20 protein-coding genes are annotated in these 22256 nt (G+C 67.7%); 8 read left to right on the top strand and 12 right to left on the bottom strand.

All coding sequences use genetic code 11. The annotated features are described in order from the left end of the window. Positions 1-62: 62 nt before the first annotated feature. Positions 63-596 (bottom strand): hypothetical protein, encoded by a 534-nt coding sequence (locus LTV02_RS16445; RefSeq protein WP_233040829.1) that lies wholly within the window; start codon positions 594-596, stop codon positions 63-65. Between the two features lie 248 nt (positions 597-844). On the opposite strand from LTV02_RS16445, the gene LTV02_RS16440 reads away from it, so the two are divergent. Then, the gene (locus LTV02_RS16440; protein WP_233040828.1) at positions 845-1570 is read left to right on the top strand and encodes a S1 family peptidase; all 726 of its coding nucleotides are present in this window, start codon (positions 845-847) and stop codon (positions 1568-1570) included. Here the strand turns inward: LTV02_RS16440 and LTV02_RS16435 are convergent. The 3 genes from LTV02_RS16435 to LTV02_RS16425 form a co-directional block, all read right to left on the bottom strand. After that, complete coding sequence (locus tag LTV02_RS16435) at positions 1567-2070, bottom strand: MarR family winged helix-turn-helix transcriptional regulator (protein WP_233040827.1); 504 nt, start codon at positions 2068-2070, stop codon at positions 1567-1569. The genes LTV02_RS16440 and LTV02_RS16435 overlap by 4 nt on opposite strands. Before the next feature lie 145 nt (positions 2071-2215). Then, on the bottom strand, positions 2216-2836 hold the full coding sequence (locus LTV02_RS16430; RefSeq protein WP_233040826.1) for a hypothetical protein: 621 nt from the start codon (positions 2834-2836) through the stop codon (positions 2216-2218). 241 nt (positions 2837-3077) lie between these two features. Then, positions 3078-4436, bottom strand: a complete 1359-nt coding sequence (locus LTV02_RS16425) for a flavin monoamine oxidase family protein (RefSeq protein ID WP_233040825.1) — start codon at positions 4434-4436, stop codon at positions 3078-3080. A 61-nt stretch (positions 4437-4497) separates the two neighbouring features. Between LTV02_RS16425 and LTV02_RS16420 the strand changes: the two genes are divergently transcribed. Both LTV02_RS16420 and LTV02_RS16415 read left to right on the top strand, forming a co-directional pair. Continuing rightward, positions 4498-5094, top strand: a complete 597-nt coding sequence (locus tag LTV02_RS16420) for a TetR/AcrR family transcriptional regulator (protein ID WP_233040824.1) — start codon at positions 4498-4500, stop codon at positions 5092-5094. A 184-nt stretch (positions 5095-5278) separates the two neighbouring features. After that, complete coding sequence (locus tag LTV02_RS16415) at positions 5279-6511, top strand: PucR family transcriptional regulator (protein WP_067714508.1); 1233 nt, start codon at positions 5279-5281, stop codon at positions 6509-6511. 13 nt (positions 6512-6524) lie between these two features. On the opposite strand, the gene LTV02_RS16410 is transcribed toward LTV02_RS16415, so the two are convergent. Further along, complete coding sequence (locus LTV02_RS16410) at positions 6525-7523, bottom strand: FAS1-like dehydratase domain-containing protein (RefSeq protein ID WP_233040823.1); 999 nt, start codon at positions 7521-7523, stop codon at positions 6525-6527. A gap of 302 nt (positions 7524-7825) precedes the next feature. On the opposite strand from LTV02_RS16410, the gene LTV02_RS16405 reads away from it, so the two are divergent. Then, positions 7826-8992, top strand: a complete 1167-nt coding sequence (locus LTV02_RS16405; protein ID WP_233040822.1) for an esterase/lipase family protein — start codon at positions 7826-7828, stop codon at positions 8990-8992. On the opposite strand, the gene LTV02_RS16400 is transcribed toward LTV02_RS16405, so the two are convergent. Continuing rightward, entirely contained in the window at positions 8989-9636 is a 648-nt protein-coding gene (locus tag LTV02_RS16400) for a TetR/AcrR family transcriptional regulator (RefSeq protein ID WP_233040821.1), read from the bottom strand. The genes LTV02_RS16405 and LTV02_RS16400 overlap by 4 nt on opposite strands. A 101-nt stretch (positions 9637-9737) precedes the next feature. Here LTV02_RS16400 and LTV02_RS16395 point away from each other — a divergent pair, with 101 nt between their 5' ends. Next, positions 9738-11150, top strand: coding sequence for an ABC1 kinase family protein (locus LTV02_RS16395; protein ID WP_233040820.1), 1413 nt, complete (start codon positions 9738-9740; stop codon positions 11148-11150). Here LTV02_RS16395 and LTV02_RS16390 read toward each other — a convergent pair. Beyond that, positions 11105-12679 (bottom strand): hypothetical protein, encoded by a 1575-nt coding sequence (locus tag LTV02_RS16390; protein ID WP_233040819.1) that lies wholly within the window; start codon positions 12677-12679, stop codon positions 11105-11107. The genes LTV02_RS16395 and LTV02_RS16390 overlap by 46 nt on opposite strands. Before the next feature lie 183 nt (positions 12680-12862). Between LTV02_RS16390 and LTV02_RS16385 the strand changes: the two genes are divergently transcribed. Further along, positions 12863-14497: a bifunctional metallophosphatase/5'-nucleotidase gene (locus tag LTV02_RS16385; protein WP_233040818.1), complete on the top strand. Its 1635-nt coding sequence runs from the start codon at positions 12863-12865 to the stop codon at positions 14495-14497. A 13-nt stretch (positions 14498-14510) separates the two neighbouring features. On the opposite strand, the gene LTV02_RS16380 is transcribed toward LTV02_RS16385, so the two are convergent. Together LTV02_RS16380 and LTV02_RS16375 are read right to left on the bottom strand one after the other, a co-directional pair. Further along, a complete protein-coding gene (locus tag LTV02_RS16380; protein WP_233040817.1) occupies positions 14511-15467 on the bottom strand; it encodes a serine hydrolase in 957 nt (318 codons plus the stop codon). Beyond that, positions 15464-16339 carry a LysR family transcriptional regulator gene (locus LTV02_RS16375; protein WP_233040816.1) on the bottom strand — a complete coding sequence of 292 codons (876 nt, stop codon included), beginning with the start codon at positions 16337-16339 and terminating at the stop codon, positions 15464-15466. The genes LTV02_RS16380 and LTV02_RS16375 overlap by 4 nt, the downstream gene beginning before the upstream one ends. Before the next feature lie 165 nt (positions 16340-16504). Between LTV02_RS16375 and bla the strand changes: the two genes are divergently transcribed. Then, positions 16505-17443: a class A beta-lactamase gene (gene bla / locus LTV02_RS16370; protein ID WP_233040815.1), complete on the top strand. Its 939-nt coding sequence runs from the start codon at positions 16505-16507 to the stop codon at positions 17441-17443. Positions 17444-17511: 68 nt separating this feature from the next. Here the strand turns inward: bla and LTV02_RS16365 are convergent, their stop codons facing one another. The 3 genes from LTV02_RS16365 to LTV02_RS16355 all read right to left on the bottom strand — a co-directional run bounded on the left by LTV02_RS16365 (position 17512) and on the right by LTV02_RS16355 (position 20687). Then, positions 17512-19116 carry an MDR family MFS transporter gene (locus tag LTV02_RS16365; protein WP_233040814.1) on the bottom strand — a complete coding sequence of 535 codons (1605 nt, stop codon included), beginning with the start codon at positions 19114-19116 and terminating at the stop codon, positions 17512-17514. Positions 19117-19129: 13 nt separating this feature from the next. Then, the gene (locus LTV02_RS16360; RefSeq protein ID WP_233040813.1) at positions 19130-19753 is read right to left on the bottom strand and encodes a TetR/AcrR family transcriptional regulator; all 624 of its coding nucleotides are present in this window, start codon (positions 19751-19753) and stop codon (positions 19130-19132) included. Positions 19754-19820: 67 nt separating this feature from the next. Then, positions 19821-20687, bottom strand: coding sequence for an oxygenase MpaB family protein (locus LTV02_RS16355; protein ID WP_233040812.1), 867 nt, complete (start codon positions 20685-20687; stop codon positions 19821-19823). A gap of 60 nt (positions 20688-20747) precedes the next feature. Here LTV02_RS16355 and LTV02_RS16350 point away from each other — a divergent pair, with 60 nt between their 5' ends. Further along, entirely contained in the window at positions 20748-22253 is a 1506-nt protein-coding gene (locus LTV02_RS16350) for a carboxylesterase/lipase family protein (protein WP_233040811.1), read from the top strand. The last annotated feature ends 3 nt before the right edge of the window (positions 22254-22256 follow it).

Below are 22256 nucleotides of genomic sequence, written 5' to 3'. Positions count from 1 at the left end.
CCTGATTGTGCCTGTTTCGCTTTCGAAGTCCGGCGTCACCCGCACGGGGCGCGTCGCGGGCGTCAATGCGTGAGGACGATCTTGACGAGGACGACCGTGGTGGCGGCGGCGGTCAGGAGCAGGGCCGCGATGAGGGTGGAGCGGCCGGGGCGGGTGCCTTTGAGGCGTTCGATGACGAGGACGATGCCGCCGATGCGGACCAGCATGGCGGCTTCGGCGGCGATCTGGGCGGTGCGCGGGGTGAGCCAGCCGAACGCGGCGGAGGCGAGGATGGCGCAGGGGAGGAGGGCGGAGGTGAGGATGGGGACGGCGTCGCGGAGGGTGGTGAGGCGGTCCCGGAGATCGGGGGTTCGGTTGTCGCGCACGGAGTGTCCGACGGCCTCGGCGAAGGTGTGGGCGATGAAGGTCGAGACCGCGGCGCCCAGGACGATGAGGATTCCGACGTGTTCTGCGGTGGTGGTCACCGGAATCAGGGCGGCGAGGATGAGGATATTGCCGTAGACGTAGGCGCTGATGCGACTGGCCGCGTTCGCTCGATCCAGTGGAGTGCGACGGGGGAAGAGCGGGCCGTGCAGGATGCGGGTGGGTGAGGTCAACGGTCCGCCGATGAGTTGTCTGATTGGTTGCCGAATCCTGTAGATGCTCTCCTCTTAGGTGGGTCGAGCCATCATCCGTTTTGGATGAAGTGGGTCTTCGGCTGCTTCGATTCCTGATGAACCGCCCTGTGAATGGGCGATTTGCGTGGTTTCTGACTGTGTCGCCATTGAGAGTGCTTCACTGGTAGCCGGTGTTGCCCAATGATCGCCAGGGAGGGCGTCGAGGTCCGCGGGGGACGCGGAGGTGCATGGTGCGCGGTCGTGTCCTGAGTGTCATCGGTGTGATCGGCGCGCTGGTGGCGGTACTGACTATCGCCGGTACCGGCCAGGTCCGGGCGCGCGGCGGGGTCGTCCTCGGGGGCGGCTCCGGCATCGCGATCGGCGAGGACGATCCGGCCGGCCTGTGGCTGTGCACCCTGACCGCCGTCGGCTACGACCGCGCGGGCCGCCCGGTCGGCATCACCGCCGGACACTGCGGCGACCCCGGCGACCGCATCCGCGCCGAGACCGCCTTGGGCGCCGGCGAGGTCGGCCGCATCGCCGACACCGACTACTACTGGGACTGGGCGGTCATCGAATTCGACCCGGCCAAGGTGAATCTCGTCCGCGCCGTCGGCCCCGCCGTCATCGCCGGTGTCGGCGCCCGCCCGGGCGTCCTGCAAACGGTCTGTAAGAACGGCCGCACCACCGGATTCTCCTGCGGCCCGGTCTGGGAGAACCTGAGCGGCGGCTTCTCCAGCCACGTCTGCGCCGACTACGGCGACTCCGGCTCCCCGGTCCTGGTGGGCGACCGCCTGGTCGGCATGATCGTCTCCGGCGACCCGTACATCCTCGGTAGCGTCACCGCCGGCCTGCCCTCCTGCACCAACCCCGCCAACCCGGTCCACGAACCCGATATGGCCACCGATATCAACGTGGTACTCGGAGAGATCAACGCGCGCAACGGTATCGGCGCGGGCTTCCGGCCCGCCTAGATCCCGCGCCGCGGATAGGGCTCGATATCGCGCAGCCGCTCACGGTGAATGCGCTGGAGTTCGCCCGCGCGATTGAGAAAGGTCGCGATGAGTTCGAGTTCGGCGGGGTCGTACCAGTTGAGCATCATCTTGTAGCCCTCGTCGACCAGGGCCGAGACGAGTTCGTGAACGCGGCGGGCGGCCAGGTCGGTGGCGACGACGATGACGCGGCGGCGGTCGGTGGGATGCAGGGCGCGGGTGATGTAGCCCTGTTTCTCCAGCCGGTTGAGCAGGATGGTGGCGCCCGCGGGCGTGAGGTTCAGCCGTTCGGCGAGCGTGCCGGGGGTGGTGGACTGATCGTCGCCGAGCAGCACGATTTCCAGTGCGCGCCTGTCGGTTTCGTTCACTCCCAGTAACCGGATGATTTCGCGGGCGAGATCTTCGAGGGTGCCGTGGTAGAACTCCAGGGCTCGTTTGAGTTCGACGGCGATCCGATCGGGTTCGGTTGACATCGGACGCATGGGCTCCCAACCTCGAACGCTTGAAACATGAAACCTCGCAATGGATCTCGCCTGCGGTGCGTGGGCGATAGGATAGTGTGCACCACGATCCCGGACTGGGCCGGCGGCAACGGCCCAGTCCGGGATCGTTCGGTGCGCGCCGGTGCTAGACGACGTTGGTGGTGGTCAGGGTCGGGGACGGGTTCGGGTAGCAGGCGGTCGCCACATTGCCCACGAACGCCACCTTGGTCGTCATGGTCATGCCCGGGCTGGCGTAGCTGGTGCCCGCGTACTTGGTGGTGATGGGCGTGCCCGCCGCACCGGCCGTGACATTGATGGTGACCGCGGGCGGCGTGAAGCTGCTGCCGCCGGCGATCGGACCCGGCACGGTCAGCGTGATGTTCCCGCCCGCCGTACTCACGGTCCCGGCCACGGTGCCGCCGGAAACGCTGGCGGACACCACGGTCGAATTGGTCGGCGCGGGCCAGGTCATCTTCAGGTTGCTGATGTTCTGCACCGTGAACCCGGAAGCCGAACTGGGCACCGAGGACGCGCCCGGCGTGAGGGTGATGGCCACCGCGGACCCGGCGGCCGCCGAACTCGGCGCGGTCCCGTCCACCGAGGTGCTCATGCTCGAGGTCTGGCCGATGCCGAAGATGGTGCCCTGGCAACTCCAGTTCATGCTGACGCCCGCGGCATTCGCGGGAGCGGCCAGCGCGAACACGGTGGCAAGGGCCATCGGGGCGACGACACCGACACGAACCAGCCCGGAAGCGATCGATCGCATAACTATCTCCAATATGTGAAGCAACGGTGCGACCCGTAATGCCGTGCCGCACCGCGAGGGGTCTAAAATGTAACCTGTTCACATCTGGCTATGGGCTGAAATCGAAAAGAAAGACGCAGGTCATAATGCCTGCTACCGGGCAGTTCGGTATGTATTTATCCGCTATTAAATATTCAGCCTGGAAAGTTAATTACGCAAAGGCCTCTCGTTGAATGGATGGAATCGCATGTACTCGATTCCGTCATTGAAAATGCAAATTCACCGCGATCTCACGAGCGACGCGGTGGCCCGATTCGGCCGCGCCGTCCATGTAGCCGGCCCAGCGGGTGGCGGTTTCGGTGCCTGCCCAGTGCAGCGGGCCGATCGGGGCGCGCAGGGCGGGGCCGAAGCGGGTGAGGGTGCCGGGGGCGGTGAAGGCGCCGTAGCATCCGCGACTGTATTCCTCTTCGGCCCAATCGCGTTCGATGAAGGCGATGGGGTCGCGGGCCTGGGGGCCGAAGTAGCCGGTGAGGTCGTCGATCACCTGGGCGCGGCGGTCAGCGGGGCTCAGGCGTGCGCCCAGGTCGGCGTGGCGGCCTTCGAAGAAGCCGACCAGGACGCCGGGGGAGTGGTCGGGGAGGGTGTTGTCGAAGACGGTGCCGAGGGCGCGTTTGTCGCTGTTGGCCTGGCCGCTGAAACCGGCTCGGCGCCAGAAGGGTTCGTCGTAGACGACATTGAATTTGATGACCCGGCCCATGGGCATCCGCTGGACGAGCTGGTCGCGGTCGCCGGGCAGGCCGGGCGTGTAGTGGATGCGGGCCGCCAGGGGCGGTGGGACGGCGACGACGGCACGGCGGGCGCGAACGGTGATGGATCCGGCGGTGACGCGCACACCCGCTGTGTCCCAGTCGATTTCGGTGACGGGTGAATTCAGGACGACGCGATCCCCCAGTTCTTCGGCCAGGCGCAGCGCGATGGTCTGGGAACCGCCGGCGATGCGATCCTGCTGTGCGCCGCCCGTGGTGTTGATGAGCGCGTCGAGCCCGCCCGCGGCATTGATGTAGAACGCGGCCCACAGCACGGAGAGGTCTTCCGGCTCGGCGGAGAAGACGGCTTCGGTGATCACCCGCAGGAACCCGCGCCCGCCGGTGGTGCGCCCGGCGCGTTGCAGCCAGGTGGCGACGGTCTGGGAATCCCATTCCGCTGCCCGCCCGGCCCGCCACGGCGCGTCCACCGGAACCCGGCGGGCCAGGCGATCCAATCGCCACTGCAACTGCGCGATATCGGCCAGCGCCAAGGGGTTCAGTTTCGGAATGCGCCCGACGTATTCCGAACGCCCGCCGCCGATTTCGGCGATATGGCGGCCCTCGTCATAGGTGGGAAAGGTCTTCAGCCCGAGCTCGTCGATCAGGTCGAGAATCCGATCCTGTCCCGGCCCGACCCATTGCCCGCCGACCTCGATGGCCGCGCCGCCGGGCAACTCCTCATTCGCCAGCCGCCCGCCCACCCAGTCCCTCGCTTCGAGAACGAGCACTTCGGCTCCGCTCCGCACCAGATCACGCGCGGCGACGAGCCCCGCGATCCCCGCACCGACGACCACGACGTCCACCGTTCGTTCCATCGAACCCAGCCTTCATACAGTGTGTATCTGACATACAGACTGTATGTGATATTCATTCTGTATGGAATCCTTTCGCGGAAAGTACGCGGAGAACACCAGGCAGGCGCTGCTGGAGACGGCCGCCCGCCTGTTCGCCGAACGCGATTACGCGGACCTGTCCGCCGAAGAACTGGTCCGGGCCGCGGGCCTGACCCGGGGCGCGCTCTACCACCATTTCGACGGCAAGCGCGGACTTTTCGACGCGGTCGTGGACGACCTGGAGAACCGTGCGGCACAACGCATCCGCACCGCCATCGACTCGGTCTCCGCGCCTTTCGAACGCGTCGACCGCGGCGTGGCCGAGTTCCTGGACGTCTGCGCCGAACCCGACTACCGCCATATCGTCCTGCTGCAGGGCCCGATCGGCCTGGGCTGGCAGCGCTGGCGCGAACTCGACCAGCGTCACCTCGGCGGCCTGATCGTCGAAGCGGTGCGAAACCTGTTGCAGGCGCGCCTGATTCGACCCCACCCCGCCGAACTCGTCGCGGGCGCGTTCTACGGCGCGCTCACCGAACTCGCCCTGCTCATCACCGAGAACCACGATCCGGAACAGGCTCGCGTCCAAGCCGAAAGTCTCGTGCACGACCTGCTCGGCGGATTGGCCGTCGAGCAAAAGTGAGTCGATCTCTCGTACTGCTCGCCGCGTACTCGCCTGTCGGCGGTCCGCGCACCGGTATTCCCAGGTGACCGGGCCGCGCCCGGGCGCAGGCGGGGAATGGCCGGAAGCGAGTAGAAGGTGAGTGAACGACCAACTTAGAGTTCGTACTCCACCGATTGGTGCGATGAATCGGAAGGAGTCGACGATGACGACCGACGGAGCACTGCGAGTCGGCCTGACCGTCTCCGGCAGGCCGATGTCCACGCCGCTGCAGGATGTGCGGGGATTGTCCCGGCAGCTGGTGGGGCATTTCGTCGACAAGGTCATCCCGTGCGGGACCCTGCCCGGGGATGTGATCTCCGGGGACGTCACGGCGGTCACCCGGGTCTGCCTGGAACTGGCCGTGGGCATGCTGGACGGGCGGGACCTGCCGGAGAAGACGGGGCGGCTGGCCGAGGCGGCGGCGGGCTGGGCGCGCGAGGGCGTGCCCATCGACACCGTCCTGCATTCGATCCACGAGGGGTTCAAGATCGGCCTGGACCGGGTGGTGTCGGATGCGACCATGCGGGACTACGACAGTCTCATCGGCGGCGCGAAACTCGTGGTGACGCTGCTGGACACGATCAATGCCACCGTCGCGCGCGCCTATGTGCGCGAGTTCAAGGCGGTGGTGGGGGAGCATCACACCGCCGTGCACACGCTCACTTCGGCGCTGCTGGGCGGACATTCGACCTCGACCATGGCGCGCGAGTGCGGAATCGATATCGCCGCCGAGTACGCCGTGCTGGCGATGGCTATTCCGGAGCATCCGGACGAACGGCATCCACGGCTGGACGGGAAAGTGGTGGCGCGCCGGAAACTGCGGCGGGTCCAGGCCGAATTGGCCACCCGCTGCGGCGAATCCGCGCTGGCGCTGCTGAGCGTGGACGGCGGCACCATGCTGGTGCCGACCGCCGTGGTGGCCGATGGCGAACTGGACGCGCTGCTGGCGCGGCTGTCGGAGGCGGCGCGGGTGCCGATCACGGCCGCGGTGGTCATCGCGCCGCCGGACGCCGTGCCGGACGCGGCCGATCGCGCCCACGAACTCCTGGATATGGTGCAGCGGCTGGAATGCGTTGCCGGACTGTACCGATTCGCGGATATGGCCCTGGAATACCAGCTCACCCGGCCGGGTCCGGGGCGGGAAACCCTGGGCGCGCTACTGGAACCGCTCGACGGGCATCCCGAGCTGTTGCAGACCCTGCAAACCCATATCGGCAATAACCTGAACCGGCAGCGGACCGCACGTCTCATGCATATCCACACCAATACCGTGGACTACCGGCTGAAGAAGATCGGCCAGCTCACCGGATTCGATCCGACGGTGATTACCGGATTGTGGCAGCTGCGTTCGGCGCTCATCGCCCGCACCTTCAGCGAACGCCGCGATCCGGCCTGAAATACGGCAATACTCACCTTGATTCGGCCGGATGCGGAAGCGGTGCGAAAGCGACTTCCGCGCTGGCGTAGCCGAACAATTTGCGGCCCTGCGACCGGGCGTCGACGGCGACGGTCGCGGTCCGCGCGGCCCGATCGCAGGCGAGAATGCGCCCCCGGAACTCGATTTCGGCCGATGTGCTGTGCGGCACCGCCAGATAGTGCACCTGATGGGCGAATTCGGCCCGGTACTTGGTGACCGCGGCCGGATCCTGCGTCCAGGAGGTGACGTAGCCGGCGGCCAGCGCCAGGATCAGCATGCCCGGCGCGATCAGGGTGGGCCGATCGCCCGGATGATCCCGGCCGGGCCGGCCCTCGGCCGGCGAATCACCCACGACGCGGGCGTAATCGGTGAGATCCCGGGTGCTCACCGTGGCCCGCGCCAGGGGTAGTTCGGCCCCCTCGACCAGCGGGTTCACCTCCGGTCGCGGATACGGTCGCCGAAGCCGGCGCACCACGCCGGCCGGCAGCCCGGGCCCGGCGGGACCGACCGGTGCGTTCACCGGCGGCGCGCCGGTACTGGCCAGCAGCGCCGTGGACACCGTCTGCACCGGCGTCCCGTGCCGATCACTGAGCACCCCGGTCACGGTGATGACATCGAAAGTCCGGAACTGCCGGAACGATTCGAAGGAGATATCGCAGGTCAGCTCGTCACCGGCGAGCAGCGGCCGCCCGATATCGAGGGTCTGGTCCACATGCACCACCCGATCCACCCGGTACCCGGTGATCAACCGGTCCAGAATCTCGCGCCGCGCCCGCTGCCACACCAGCGCCGCGAAGGTCGGCGGCGCGATCACCGCGTCGTACCCCAGCCGGGCCGCGGCCGCCTCCTCCCAATGCGCCGGATGGAATGCCTGTACCGCGCGGGCGAATTCACGAATGCCCGCGCGCTCCACCCGGAACGGCCGCGCGCATCGATAGCGGTGACCGATCAGCGCCTGCGCCTGATCCGCGCCCAGGATTCCATTGACCACGGTGATTCCTCTCGAAAGCTACGGCGCCGCTGGGACGACGGGGGCGGTCCAGCAGCGGCGCCTGAAATCGATAATTCAACAACCGGCGGCGAGTGCGGCGAAATGAGCGCGATCTCTGGATATTTCACCGTGATCCGGTGCCGGAATTTGTGAATCGTGTTCCTGGACTTCGAGTTGTCACGTTTCACCGAGCGCGCCGCGGCCGTTGGTGAGGTCCTCCAGAGATCGATATCGACGCCGATTCCGCCGTCGCGCCCGGCCTAGCGTGAGCGCGGATTCGCACCAGCGAAAGGAATCACGCAATGAGAAGAAGTACCCGCCGCGCGACGGTACGGGCCGCCGTCCTGGCCGGGGCGTCCCTGCTGGCGTTCGGCTGCGTCGGCGTCGGCGCGGACGCGGCGCCCGGATCCGCGCCCACCGAACAGCAACTGGCCGAATACATCGCCGCCGGCACCGGTTCGGCCTGCACCTCCGGCAGCGGCGCCGGATCCGGCAACGGTTCGGGGGACTGCTACGGCGGTTCCGGTTCCAGCTCCGGCTCCTCGGGTGGCCGCGCCACCGACACCAAGGGGTACGGACCGGTCATGACCTCGTGGGTGGCGGCCTTCGGCTACGGCCTGGCGAACCCGGATGCCACACCGCCCGGCGCGAACGACTGGAACTGCAAGCCGACCGCCGAACACCCGCGCCCGGTGGTGCTGGTGCACGGCACCTGGATGAACGCCTACAACGGTTTCGCCTATATGGGCCAGCCCATCAAGGACGCCGGGTTCTGCACCTTCACCCTCAACTACGGGCGCTCGGACCTGATCCAGGGCGGCGGGCTGGGATCGATCCTGCCCGGCACCATGGGCACCGGCTACATCCAGGATTCGGCGAAACAGTTGTCCGCCTTCGTGGATCGCGTGCTCGCCGCCACCGGCTCCACCCAGGTCGATATCGTGGCGCACTCGCAGGGCGGCCCCATGTCGGGCTGGTACACCAAGTTCGAGGGCGGTGCGGCCAAGGTGCACAACATGATCACCTTCGGGGCCACCAATCACGGCACCTCGCTCGACGGGATCGGCGCGCTCGGGCGGGCCATCAACAATCTCGGCATCGACGTGCTCGGACTGGTCGAGATCTTCGTGGGGCACGCGGGCATTCAGCAGACCATCGGCTCGGATTTCGTCAACGAGCTCAATGCCAAGGGCGACACCGTCCCCGGCATCGACTACACGATTGTCGGCACCCGCTACGACGAGGTCACCAATCCGGTCGACCTGACCTTCCTGAAAGCGGGCCCGGGCGCGCACGTGACCAACATCCTGCTGCAGGACGGGTGCGAACAGGACGTCTCCGACCACCTCACCATGATGTATTCGCCGCGGGCGCTGTCCATCGCGCTGCGGGCCCTCGATCCGGTGAAATACCCGCAGCTGCAATGCAATTTCAATCCCTGGCTGGTGGGCGGCGGCGGTTCGCTCTAGTTCGCCGCGCGGGCCTCGGCCTCGATCCAGGCGCTGATCATCTGGGCGGTCGTCTCGATGGCTTCCTGCCGTTCCTGGCTGCCGACCTCGAGCGCCGAGGCCCGCAGCACGCTCGCGAACCCGGTATTGACCAGCACGAAGGTCATCACGTCGTAGCGGTGATCGTTGCCGGGGCCCAGCATCTGGATGAGCAGCACCTTCACCAGCAGCCGCAGCCGCGGTTCGAATTCGGGCAGGCCGCTGCTGTAGAACTGCACGCCCGCCACCAGCGCCCGCACCAGTTTCGCGTTGGCGACGAGTTCGGTGGTGAACACCTCCAGCAGTTCGATGATGATCTGCCGGGTCGCGGGCATCGACTCGGTCCCGGAGTACCGGGACAGGCCCGAAACCCAATGCGTGAAGTCACGTTCCATATTCGCGAGCATGCGGCCCAGCAGTTCGTCGACGATGACGCCGCGATCGGAGAAGTACCGGTACAGGGTGCCGATGCTGACCTCGGCTTCGGCGGCGATGCGATTGGTGGAGGTGCCGGCGATGCCCCGCTCGCCGAACAGGCGGGCGGCGGTGTCGAGGATGTGTTCCCGGGTCGCTTTCGACCGATCCTGAATGGGGCGGCGACGCGGGCGGACGGATTTCGACGGCACCACAGCCTCCTTGCCGTGAGAAATGAGCGATGCTCAGTTTAGCGGTGACGGGCGTCACGTGTGCGGTATCTTGTTGCGCGACAAGATCGCAGGAGGTGCCCATGGCGGGGCGAGTTCCCGAGGGCCGCGTGGTGCGCGGTGCGCGATTGGGCCGCTTGGCCGCCGGGCAGGCGGTGCGCGGGGCTGGGGCCCGCTTGGCCATGATCGGGCGCACCGAGGAGGCGCGGCGCCGGCTCGCCCAGCGGTCGGCCATGCAGGCGGCGCAACAGCTGGTGGCGGTGCTGGGGAGCATGAAGGGCGCGGCCATGAAGCTCGGGCAGATGCTGTCCGTGCTGGATCTGGATCTGGTGCCCGAGGAGCATCGCGCCATGTTCCGGGAGAAGCTCGCCGAGCTCCGCGATCGGGCGCCGGCGGTGGAGTTCGCGGATATGCGGCGGGTGATCGAGGCCGATCTGGGGCCGCTGGCACGGGTTTTCGCCGATTTCGACGAGACTCCGGTGGCGGCGGCCTCCATCGGCCAGGTGTATCGGGCGCGATTGCGGGACGGCCGGATGGTCGCGGTCAAGGTGAAGTATCCGGGCGTGGACGCGGCCGTGCGCGCCGATATGCGGAACCTGGAGATGATGAGCGGACTGCTGCGCGCGTTCCTGCCCAGTGCCGGTGACCATTCCGTGCTGGCGGAGATCTCCCGCAATATCGGCGGTGAGCTCGACTATCTCGGGGAGGCGGCCACCCAGCACCGGATAGCGGCGCGCTATCGCGGCCACCCGTTCCTCACCGTGCCCGGCAGCGTCCTCGAACACTGCTCACCGCACGTACTGGTCACCGATTACGTCGACGGCCGCCCCTTCGACGACATCCGCACCCTGCCCGCCGCCGACCGCGACCGCATCGGCGAGATCATCTACCGCTTCTACATCACCCCGCTGTTCACCCATTACGAATTCTGCGGCGACCCGCACCCCGGCAATATCCTGCTCGCCGCCGACGGCCGAGTGGCTTTCGTCGACTTCGGCCTCTACAACCACATGGCCCCCGCCGACGTCGAATTCGAACGCACCGGCCTGCGCACCGCCTGCGAACTCCGCGCCGACGACCTGCACCGGCACTGGGCCGCCCGCGGCATCCTCGACCCCGCCGCGGACGTCACCCCCCAGGACTGCCTCGACTACGTCTGGGCCGCAACGGGCTGGCACTTCCTCGACGAACCCCTGACCATCACCCCCGAACTGGCCACCGCCGCCGTCATCATGGCCGTGGACCCCCGCACCACCGAATTCCGCGGCCTCCGCAGCCAACTCCTCCCACCCGAACACGTCTTCTCCCGCCGCGCCGACCTCCTCACCTTCGCCACCCTCGGCCAGCTCCACACCACCGCCAACTGGCATCGCCTCGCCCGCGAATGGCTCTACCACGAACCCCCGGTGACCGAAATCGGCTGTGCGACAGCGGAATGGGAGGCCAGTGTTCAGGCGCGCGGCAAAGTGGCGCCCAAGGCGGCGAGGACCAGCTGAGATCGGGTGGCTCGGACGGTGACTTCGTAGACCGGTTTTCCGGCCAGCTGGGTATCGACGAAGTCGAGGAGCTCCGGGTCGGCGGTCACGTCGGCCGCGCGCACATCCAGTGCACCTTCGAGTTCACGGGGATTGTCGTCCAGGCCGGCTGCGCGCGGGAGTAGTCGCAGGCCGTCGGTGGTGTAGAGCTCGACGGCGTAGGCGCGGCCGGACGGTGCGGTGAGGGTCGCGGGGTGTTCGGTTTGCGCCCAGTCGAAGTCGTCGAATCGGAGGTTCCAGCCGCCCGGGAGCGCGCCCTGGAAGGTCATGCCGGTCGGGGCTACCAGCGTCTGCGTGGATCTGTCGTTCGCCGAGTTCACGATGGGGGCGCCGGTGAGCGGTTGATCGCCGGCGGTGAATTCCCAGCTCGCGGCGCGAAGATCCTTGTGCCAGTAGCCCGTTCGGCCGTCCCGGCGACCTTCGACCCGCAGTTCCCGATTCTCCGCGGTATCGCCGGAGACGTGAATCGATATACGCGAGGTGATTTCGCCGGGGATCTTGGGCTGCCGCTGCCAGTCCTCGGCGGGCAGCGAGATGGCGGCGTAGGCCGGATTCACCCGTTCGGTCAGCTGGTCCGGAGCCGACGGCAACGGCCCCTGGTCCTGCCAGGTGTAGCGGCCCGGAATGTGATTGGACCCCGCCATATCCAAGTCGTATTTGCGCGTGAACATGTCCCCGTAGCGATTCATCACGAACGTCACCGAACCCGATACCGACAACGCCTCGGACACGAACCGCCCACCCATCGGGCCGCCGATCTCATAGCTCAAATCCGCCGGCAGCCACGGATCCTGATAGGTGATCCGAGACCCGTCCTGCGACAACGCCACCAATTCGACCAACCCGGCCGTCGTCGGATGCGTATACCCCTTCGCATCCTCGAAACTCTTCGACATCCGATGACTGATCGCCCACCGGCTCGAAGCGATCGGCCCATCCCCGATCCCCGGCACCTGCTCACCCGGCCACAACCAGATCGGCCCGCCATAGGAATAGGTCCAATTCCACAGCAGCGGCCCCGACAGCAGATTGTCCATCGAATACACCCAGCCATTGCGATCCGCCGCGACCAGCATGTTCCCGTCCACCGACACCGCGGCGATCTGCCCGTTCAAGCATTCGGGCGTAGGCACCTGCCGCCACACCCCACCGGACAACCGCGGCCGCGCGTACAACACCCCATCGCGCAGCACCACTTCGGCGAAATCGTTGAACCCCTGCGTGTTGTCCCGCAATTCGATACTCGCCGGGAAACTCACCTGCGCGGGCGCGGCCGGCAGATCATCGAACTCCGAAACGCCCTTGATACTCGGCAGCGGCAGCAGCAGCCCCGGCAGCGGCGGTAGCACCTGCAACGTGCTGATGGCGGGCACGCAGCCCAGCGGCCGCGTCCCCGCACCCGGATCCGCGTTCGCCACCACCGCGCCACCCTGGATCGCCATCACCGCGCCGAGCACGGCGGCCGACCGCCACACCGAGTACCAAGTCACCGAAAACGTCTCTCCCTCTGGCAAACGCATCGAATTCGATCGCAACGTGGGCATTTCGAACAGCACCGTAACCCAGGAACCGCCCCGAAAGACGCACCCTGGGCAGCGATTTACCCGCGGTGCGCGCGAGAATTCATCTCCGTGTGATTCTCCGGTCAGCCGGATCTGCCAGAGTTGACCGTCATGGTGAGCGGTGGACGGGTGCTCGGGGCGGGCGCGGCGCTGGTGTGTGCGCTGTTGGTCGCCGGGTGCGGGAGCAGTGCTACGACGGGTGAGCCGCGGGCTGCCGAGGTGCATTTGTTCGGGCTGAACGATCTGCACGGGCATTTGCAGCCGCCCGAGGGGTCGAACGGCAAGGTCGGCACCGAGACTGCCGGTGGCGCGGCCTATCTCGCCGCGCATCTGGCGAAACTGAAGGCCGAGCATCCGGACAGTGCGGTGCTGGCGGCCGGGGACATGGTGGGGGCCAGTCCGCTGGTGTCGGCGTTGTTTCATGACGAGCCGACGATCCGGTTCCTGAATTCGGTGGGGGTGGCGGCGTCCTCGGTGGGGAATCACGAATTCGACCACGGTGTGGCGGAATTGCGGCGGTTGCAGCAGGGCGGGTGTGCTTCGGACGGATGTACGCCGGGGGAGTCGTTCACGGGGGCGGCGTTTCCGTATCTGGCCGCCAATGTGACCGATGGGAACGGGCAGCTGCCACCGGGGCTGAAGGCGTGGACGATGCTGACCGTCGGTGGGCACAAGATCGCCGCGATCGGGACGGTCACCCCGGATACCGGCAATATCGTGCTGCCCGAGGGGATCCGGGGCTACACGTTCGGGGCCGAGGCGGACGCCGTCAACAAGTATGTGCCCGAGGCGAAGTCGGCCGGGGCGGAAGCCGTGGTCGTCATGGTCCACGACGGTGGCGCGCAGCGCACGCAGGGCGGGCCGGTGGACTACAACGGATGCGCCGATATCACCCCGAATGTCACCGCGCTGGCCGAGCAGGTCGACGACGCGGTCAAGGTGATCCTCACCGCGCACAGCCATCAGGCCTACAACTGCACGATCGACGGCAAGGTGGTCACCCAGGCGGCCTCGTTCGGGCGGATCATCACCGATGTGACGCTGCGCTTCCACGACGGCACCGTGGACGCCTCGGCCGTGAACCGCCTCGTCACCCGCGATATCCCGGCCGATACGGCCGCCACGCAACTGGTGAATTTCTATGCGGCACAGGCGAAGCCGCTCGCCGAACGGGTGGTCGGCAACGCCGCCGCGGCGCTGCCCGGTGAGGCCACCGCCGCCGGAGACTCCCCGATGGGTGATGTCATCGCCGATTCCATGCTCGCGGTGAACTCATTCGGGCCGGTGGTGGCGGCGTTCATGAACCCGGGCGGGGTGCGCGCCGGTGTGGGCGCGGGGGCGATCACCTATCAGCAGCTCTATACCGCTCAGCCGTTCGGCAATACGATCGTCGCGCTCACCCTCACCGGCGAGCAGATCCTGAAACTCCTGGAACAGCAATGGGATAACGTCAGCAAGACCGCGGTGCTCGCGCCCGCGGGCATCACCTACGCCTATTCCGCCACCGCGCCGAAGGGGCAGAAGGTGATTGCCGGCAGCGTCCGGATCGGCGGGACCGCGCTGGATCCCGCCGCCGAATACCAGATCGCGACCAACAACTTCCTGTCCACCGGCGGCGACGGATTCAGCGTCTTCACCCAGGGCAAGAACGTCACCCCCGGCCCGCTGGACCTGGACGCCCTCCAGTCCTACCTGTCCGCTCGCGGCACCGTCGACGCACCGGTGGGCCGGGTCGAACGCCGCTGACACACAGCGTCGTTCACTCCGGCAACGGACGGCGCAGGGCCGTGACCGCGATGCGGGCCACTTCGGCGATCGCGGCGTCCACCGCCGGCAGGATCGGGTCCGCGCGCGCTGCCCGGGTGAATACCGCTACGGCGACCGGGAATTCACCGGGGAACTCCACCACGGCGACCTCGTTGCGAATGATGCCGATGGTGCCGGTCTTGCCCGCCACCGACACATTGCCGTGCGGGAAACCGGCAGCGATGCGATGCTGCCAAACCTGCTGCCGCATCACTGATTTCGCGAACTCGGTGCGCTCGGGAGACAGCACCGAACCGGTCCACAGCGCGTGCAGCAGCCGGGTCATCTCCTCCGGAGTGGTCGCGCTGGTGTAGGCCGGATCGTAAGCGGAAATGGTCCAGGCTTCGTCATTGTCGGCGAGAGCGGCGAAGGCTTCCGCGGTGGCGTGGGTGTCGGTGTCGCGGACCAGCGTGCGATGCATGTCGGCGGTGCCGCCGATCACCCGGGTTTCGGTGAGACCGAGGCCGGTGAGCAGGGAATCGATGGTGGGCAGCCCGATTTCGCCGAGCAGGATATCGGCGGCCGCGCTGTCGGAGACCGTCATCATGGAGGCGGCCAGATCGCGCAGGCTCAAGGTGACCGGATCGCGCAGCGCGGCCAGCCCGGTCGGCCCGGGGGTGCAGGTGGTGGGGTCCACGGTGAGCCGGGTGGTGGGGTCCAGCCGCCCGCTGTCGATATCACGGCAGAACGCCAGGAACAGGGCGAGTTTGTAGACCGAGGCTGTGACCACGCGGGCGCGGCCGTCGACGCTGATCTCGGCGGGGGAGTCGTCGCAGCGCCGGGCGTGCAGCCATCCGGTGCAGCCGGCATCGGCGAAGACGGCGCTGATGTGTTGCGCCGCAGCGGAAATGGCGTCGCCGACAGCGGGATCGATGCGATCCACGGCGTGGCGGCGGGCTTCGGTGCTCATCGGAGCCGCTCCCGGTACAGCCGGGCTTCGAGCGCCTCGGCGTGCGATTCGGCTCCCGGGCGGCGAATGACCCGAACGCGCAGCGCGATCGCCTGCGGAGCCAGCCGGAGCCAGGTGACGCCCGGGGTCGTCGCGGGCGGCGTGGTGGTGAGCCCGAACGCCGCTCCCGAGGCCACGGCGGCGAACATCGATCGATCATCGGCGATCGGTGTGACGCGCGGGTCCACACCGCGTTCCCGGAACAGATCCACGAGCGTGTCGAAGGCGGGTGGATTGGCCGCGCGCGGGGAATGCGCGAACGCCAGTCCGGTCAGCAGGGGAAACGTGGGCCGTTCGGCGGCGGCGCTCGGATGATCCGCGGGCACGACCAGCCAGCGCGGCAGCTTGGTCACCGGACCGGCCTCCACCCCGTCGACCAGCGCGGGATGTTCGATCACCGCCAGATCGCACAGTCCCGCCCGCACCTCGGCGACCAGATCCACGGTCGAACCCATGGTGGTGGACACCGTCGCGCCCGGCCCGATCGCGGTCCGCAGCGCGCTCACACCAGCGGTGACCAGGGCATCGGACAGCCCGCTCACCGCACCCCAGTGCACGGCGCCGCGCGCCTGCGCCAGCCGCTGGGCTTCGGCCAGCAGCTGCTGGGCGTCATCGACCAGCAGCCGGGCACGGGGGAGCAGGCGCACCCCGGCGGCGGTGAGCACCGCGCCCTGCCGGGTGCGATGCAGCAGCTCGACCCCCAAATGCTTTTCCAGCCTTTGGATTCCCTGCGACAGCGGCGGCTGGGTCATGTGCAGGGCGCCGGCGGCCCGGCCGAAATGTCCCTCGTCCGCCACGGAGACGAAATAGCGGAGATGGCGGATCAGGTCCATGAGGTCATTGAACCAGCATCGCCGCAGTAGCCTGCCCGCTCGGGTGCGCGAGGCCGGTATGAACGGGTCGGCATGCCGTCTGAACTGCGACGATATCGAGATCGACTCGCCCCCGCGACGGTCCGATATTGGCGATCTGCGCGTTGCCGATGGTGTGCTGCGGCGGTGACGTTCTCAACCGGCCCCCACCCGACCCGCCGCCACCGGTTCCTCGCCGCCGCCTTGACGGCCTGCGCCCTCACGGTCACCGCAGCATGCGGCACCGACTCCGGCGGCACCACCCCGACCACGTCGGCGAACCCCGCCGCGACCACGGCTTTCGCCGACCTGGAGTCGAAACACGGTGCCCGGCTCGGGGTTTACGCCATCGACACCGGGAACGGCCGCACCGTCGGCTACCGCGAGGGCGAACGCTTCCCGATGGCCTCCACCTTCAAGGGCCTGGCCTGCGGAGCGCTGCTGGACGAGCATCCGCTGTCCTCGGGCTACTTCGACCAGGTGATCCATTATCCCGCAACAGATCTGGTGGACTACTCGCCCGAAACCGAGAAGCACGTCGACACCGGTATGACCGTCGCCGAACTGTGCAAGGCCGCGATCACCCTGTCCGACAACACCGCCGGGAATCAGCTGCTGAAACTCCTGGACGGCCCCGCCGGTCTCACCGCCTACCTGCGCACCCTCGGCGATGCGACTTCGCGGCTGGACCGCTGGGAAACCGAGCTCAATACCGCCATCCCCGGCGACGAACGCGACACCACCGCACCAGGCGTGCTCGCCGCCGACTACCGTGCGCTCACGGTCGGCACCGAACTCCCCGAAGCCGAACGCGCACAACTGAAATCGTGGCTGGTCGCCAGCACCACCGGCGGCAATCGCATCCGCGCCGGGCTGCCCGCCGGCTGGACCGTCGGCAACAAGACCGGCAGCCCCGCCTATGGTTCGGCGCTCGATGTCGCCGTCGCCTGGCCGCCGAACCGCGCGCCGATCGTCATCGCGGTGCTCACCACCAAGTCCGAGCAGCAGGCCGAACCGGACAATGCCCTGGTCGCCGCCGCGGCGCGCACCGCGGTCGAATCGCTCGGCGTCACCGCGGCCGGATAGTCGGCGACGGCCGCGAACCAAACGGCGAAAGGCCGCGAGCCCGGGGGACTCGCGGCCTTTCCCAGCGCTCAGTGCGCGTCGGCCTTCTCAGCATCTGCCTTCGGTAGCTCCTCCTCCAGCACCGCCTCACCACGCGCGACCATGCCCGCCTCATCCGACAGCTTCAGCTGCGGAATGAACAGCGCCAGCAGGAAAGCCACCGCCACACCGGGAATCAGATACCAGAACCCCGGCACCAGCGCATCGACGTACGCGCCGACGATCGCATCGTGCAACTGTGTGGGCAGATGCTTCACCACCGACGGCACCAGCGCGGTCGGATCGACCCCCGAAGCCGCCGCCTCCTGCCAATTGGCGCGGAAGGCATCGGTCAGGCCCTCGGTGAGCCGGTTGGTGAAGATCGACCCGAACACCGCGACGCCGATCGCGCCGCCCATCTCCCGGAAGTAGTTGTTGGCGCTGGTGGCGGTGCCGATCTGATCGGGCGTCACCGAGTTCTGCACGACCAGCACGATGATCTGCATGATCAGGCCCAGGCCCGCGCCCATCACGAACAGCATGGCCGACACCACGAACATCGAAGTGGCCGCGCTCAACTGGGTCAGCCACAGCATGCCCGCACCCATCACGAGCGCGCCCAGCGGCGGATAGATCCGGTAGCGGCCGGTCTTGGTGATGGCCGTCATCGAGGTGATGAGGGTCGCCATCATGCCGACCACCATCGGGATCAACAGCAGGCCCGATACGGAAGCCGAAGCGCCGGTGGCCATCTGGAGATAGGTCGGGATGAAGGCGAGCGCCGCGAACATGACCAGTCCGACCACCAGGCCGATGGCGGAGGTGAGCACGAAGGTGCGATTGCGGAACAGCCACAGCGGCAGCATGGGCTCCTCGGCCCGCGATTCGACGACGATGAATGCCGCCACCACGACCACCAGCGCCGCGATCATGGACAGGATCACCGACGAATCCCACGCGTAACGCTTACCGCCCCAGTCGGTCACCAGGATCAGCAGCGTGGTCGCCGAAGTCATCAGCAGCACGCCCAGGTAATCCGGCTTCGTCTTGGGCCGATGCGAGGGAATGCTCAGGTACTTGAACGCGATCACCAGCGCCGCGATACCGATCGGCACATTGATCCAGAAGCACCAGCGCCAGCCGGTGTGATCGGCGAAGAAGCCGCCCAGCAGCGGACCGGCCACCGAGGTGAGGCCGAAGATGGCGCCCATCGGGGCCATGTACTTGCCGCGATCCTTGGCCGGCACCACATCGGCGATGATGGCCTGCGCCAGGATCATCAGACCGCCGCCGCCCACGCCCTGCAGGCCGCGGAAGGCGATGAACTCCCAGAATCCGGTGGAGAGCGCCGCACCCACCGAGGCGGCGGTGAAGACGCCGATGGCGAACAGGAACAGCCAGCGCCGCCCGAACAGGTCGCCGAACTTGCCGTAGATGGGCATCACGATGGTGGTGGCGAGCAGATACGAGGTGGCGGTCCAGGCCATATTGGAGACGCCGCCGAGCTCGCCCACGATGGTCGGCATGGCGGTGCCGACGATGGTCTGATCGAGGCTGGCCAGGAACATGCCCGCGATCAGCGCGGAGAAGATGAGCCAGATCCGCTTCTGGGTCAGGACGATCGGGGCCGGCGGCGCGGTAGCCGTCGTGGTCATCGGCGCTTCTCCTTCATCTCTTGTCAGGTCGGTGGAACAGTTCGAGCGCCAGCTCGCATTGCGCGCGCAGCGCATCGGCGACGGAGCGTTCGGGATGAGCGGCCAGCGACATGGCGCCCCGGGTGGACAGCGTCGACATGAGCGCGGCGGTGAGCGCGGCGAATTCGGCCGAAACCTCCGCACCGGCCCGCGCGCTCAGCAACTCCGCCATCGCGGCCTCATGTTGCGTCCCCGCCGCGATGAACCCGGCGAGCACCCGCGGCTCGGTCTGGATGATCTCCGCGACCAGCGAAATACTCTCTCGCACTTCGTCATCCGGCTCGTACCCCGAGGCGTACAGCCAGACCACATCGTCCAGGAGCACCCCGCTCGGCCCGCCCGCCACGAACTCGCTGCGCGCGGCCGGCGTCCCGATCTCGGTGACCGGCCCCACCACCGCGTCCAGCTTGGTGTCGTAGTAGTTGAAGAACGTCCGCGGCGACACCCCCACCGCTTTCGCGATGTCGTCGGTGGTCGTCGCATCGAGTCCGCGCTCCACGGTGAGCCGCCGGGCCGCCATGCACAGGTCGATCCGAGTCTGCCGCTTCTTGCGTTCCCGCAGTCCGAGCTCCGGCTCTCCCCGCTCCGCCTCCGTCATGCCAAAAAAATAGCAGAAACTGCAAAAATTCAGAAACTGCATTTTTCTTCGAGTGGGTATATGCAGCTCAGGGCTGGAATCGCCCCGGACGGGTACGTGCTCCAAGCCACCGCAGCGCCCACGCGAAGCTCGCCCGATTCACCCGCTCGGGCACCATCCGAAACCCGATCCGAACCACCGCCGTGGTGAACCGATCCCGTCGCGAATCACCGCGGCTCCACGCCAGCCCGAACCGCTCGCGCACCTCCACCGGCAGCCCGCCGACCACGGCGCCCCGCGACCACGGCCGCAACAGTCGCCGCGTCCCCCGTACCACCACCGCGGGCAACAGCGGCACCGCACTCGGCTCGCTGATATCGGCGATATCCAGCGACCGCCGCGCCGCGACCGTCAATTCCAGCTTTTCCACGCAGAACCGCGTGAACACCACCCGGAACTCCGCATACGTCCCAGGCGCCGGCCGCATGCTCACCCCGTACCCCCGGTACCACGCCACCGTCTCGGCATACAACCGCTCCCGCCCGCCGTCATCCAATTCACCAGGCGGGTAATACAATTCGACGGACCGGAAGATCAACCACGTGAACGTCGCATGTGCCCACCAGAAGGTCTCCGGATCCAGCGCGTGATACCGCTCCCCACCATCGAGTTCGCCCTTGATCCCCCGATGCAGATCCCGGATCCGCAACCCCCGCACCGCGTGATCCTCCGCGAAGATGGTCGCCCAGATCTGCGGAATCGACCGATAGATCCGCCCGAACGGATCATCGAAGAACTCCGACTGCTCCGCCACCGCCGTCCCCAACGGCGGGTACATCAACTGCAATACCCCCGCCGCGGTCCCCTCGAGTATCGAACGCCAATCACCCGCGTAATGCCGCAGCAGCCCTTCGGATTCCGTAGCGGGCGCCGGTGTGGAAGCTGGATGTGCCATCTGGGTCCCCTCCCATGATGTTGACTGTCCGAGAACAGTGTCGGTGACGAAGGAGTTCCCGTGGAAGCGATCGTGTCCGTGACCGGAGGCAAGATCCGGGGCCGTTTCGAGAACGGCGTGGTGGCCTTTCTCGGTATTCCGTATGCGGCCGCGCCGGTGGGACCTGCGCGATTCGAGCTGCCGCGACCGCCGGCCGCGTGGTCGGGGTTGCGGGATGCCACCGTGTCCGGGCCCACTTGTGTGCAGACGCCGTATGCGCCGGGGCTGGACGCGATGCTGGGGTATGACCACATTCCCGGCGACGACTATCTGAATGTGAATGTGTGGACGCCGGATCCGGGTGGGTCCGGGCTGCCGGTGATGGTGTGGATTCACGGGGGCGCGTTCACGCGCGGGGCGAACTCGAAGCCGATCTACGACGGGGCGGCGTTCGCGCGTGACGGCGTGGTGCTGGTGTCGATCAACTACCGGCTGGGTATTTCCGGGTTCGCGGCGGTGCCGGGTGCGCCGTTAAATCGCGGTATGCACGACCAGCTTTGCGCGTTGCGGTGGGTGCAGGAGAACATCGCCGCGTTCGGCGGGGATCCGGGGCGGGTCACGGTGTTCGGCGAGTCCGCAGGTGGCATGAGCGTGCTGAATTTGATGGCCACCCCATTGGCGGACGGGCTCTTCCAGCGCGCGATCGTACAGAGCGCCAACGGGCTCGCGGTGGCGGCGGCGGAGGACGCCGAGCGGGTCGCCGTCGAGATCGCCGGGATTCTCGGAATCGAGCCCACCGCAGCGGCTTTCGGCGAACTCGATCCCGAGCGGATTCGAACGGCGCAGGACGCGGTCGGGCTGGCATTGCTCAGCGATCCGGATCCGGCGCGATGGGGCGCGACGGTGATCGAACGGGGCGGCGGGATCATGAGCCTGTTCCCCGCGATCGACGGCGAAACCATCACCGGTGTGCCGAGCGAGATCCTCTCCGCGCGGCCCGATCGCATGGTGCCGCTGCTGGTGGGGGCGAACGCCGAGGAGTTCCGCTTCTACACCATCCCCTCCGGCCTGGCAGCGGCGATCACCGAGCAAACGCTGCCGATCATGCTGGGCCGCTTCGGAATCGATCCCGACGTCACCGGGGTGTACCGAGCCAATCGCCCCGATGCCTCGCCCGCCGACATCTTCGCCGCCATCCTCACCGACGGCATCTTCCGCGACGACGTCCTGAACCTGGCCGAAGCCGCCGCGACCGCCGGCAACACGTCCTACGTCTACGAATTCGCCTGGCGCTCCGGCATTCCCGACCTCGGCTCCTGCCACGTCCTGGAACTGCCGTTCGTCTTCGACAACCTCTCCACCGCCCACCGCCTGACCGGCCCGAACCCACCCGCGCAACTGGCCGCCGAAATGCACGCCGCCTGGGTGCGTTTCGCCACCCACGGCGACCCGGGCTGGTCCCGCTACGAACCGGGCACCCGCCAGGTGCGCGTGTTCGACGCACCGCAGTCCCACGATGCCGCCGATCCGCGCGGTGACGAGCTGCGCGCGGTGCGGGCGGCTGCCGACCGCGGCCGCTCCCGGTAGCCG

Origin of the sequence: Nocardia yamanashiensis (assembly GCF_021183565.1) — a bacterium.
Taxonomy (GTDB): Bacteria; Actinomycetota; Actinomycetes; order Mycobacteriales; family Mycobacteriaceae; genus Nocardia; species Nocardia yamanashiensis.
The sequence above is the reverse complement of the archived record's forward strand: the minus strand, read 5'-3'. Positions and strand labels throughout refer to the sequence as shown.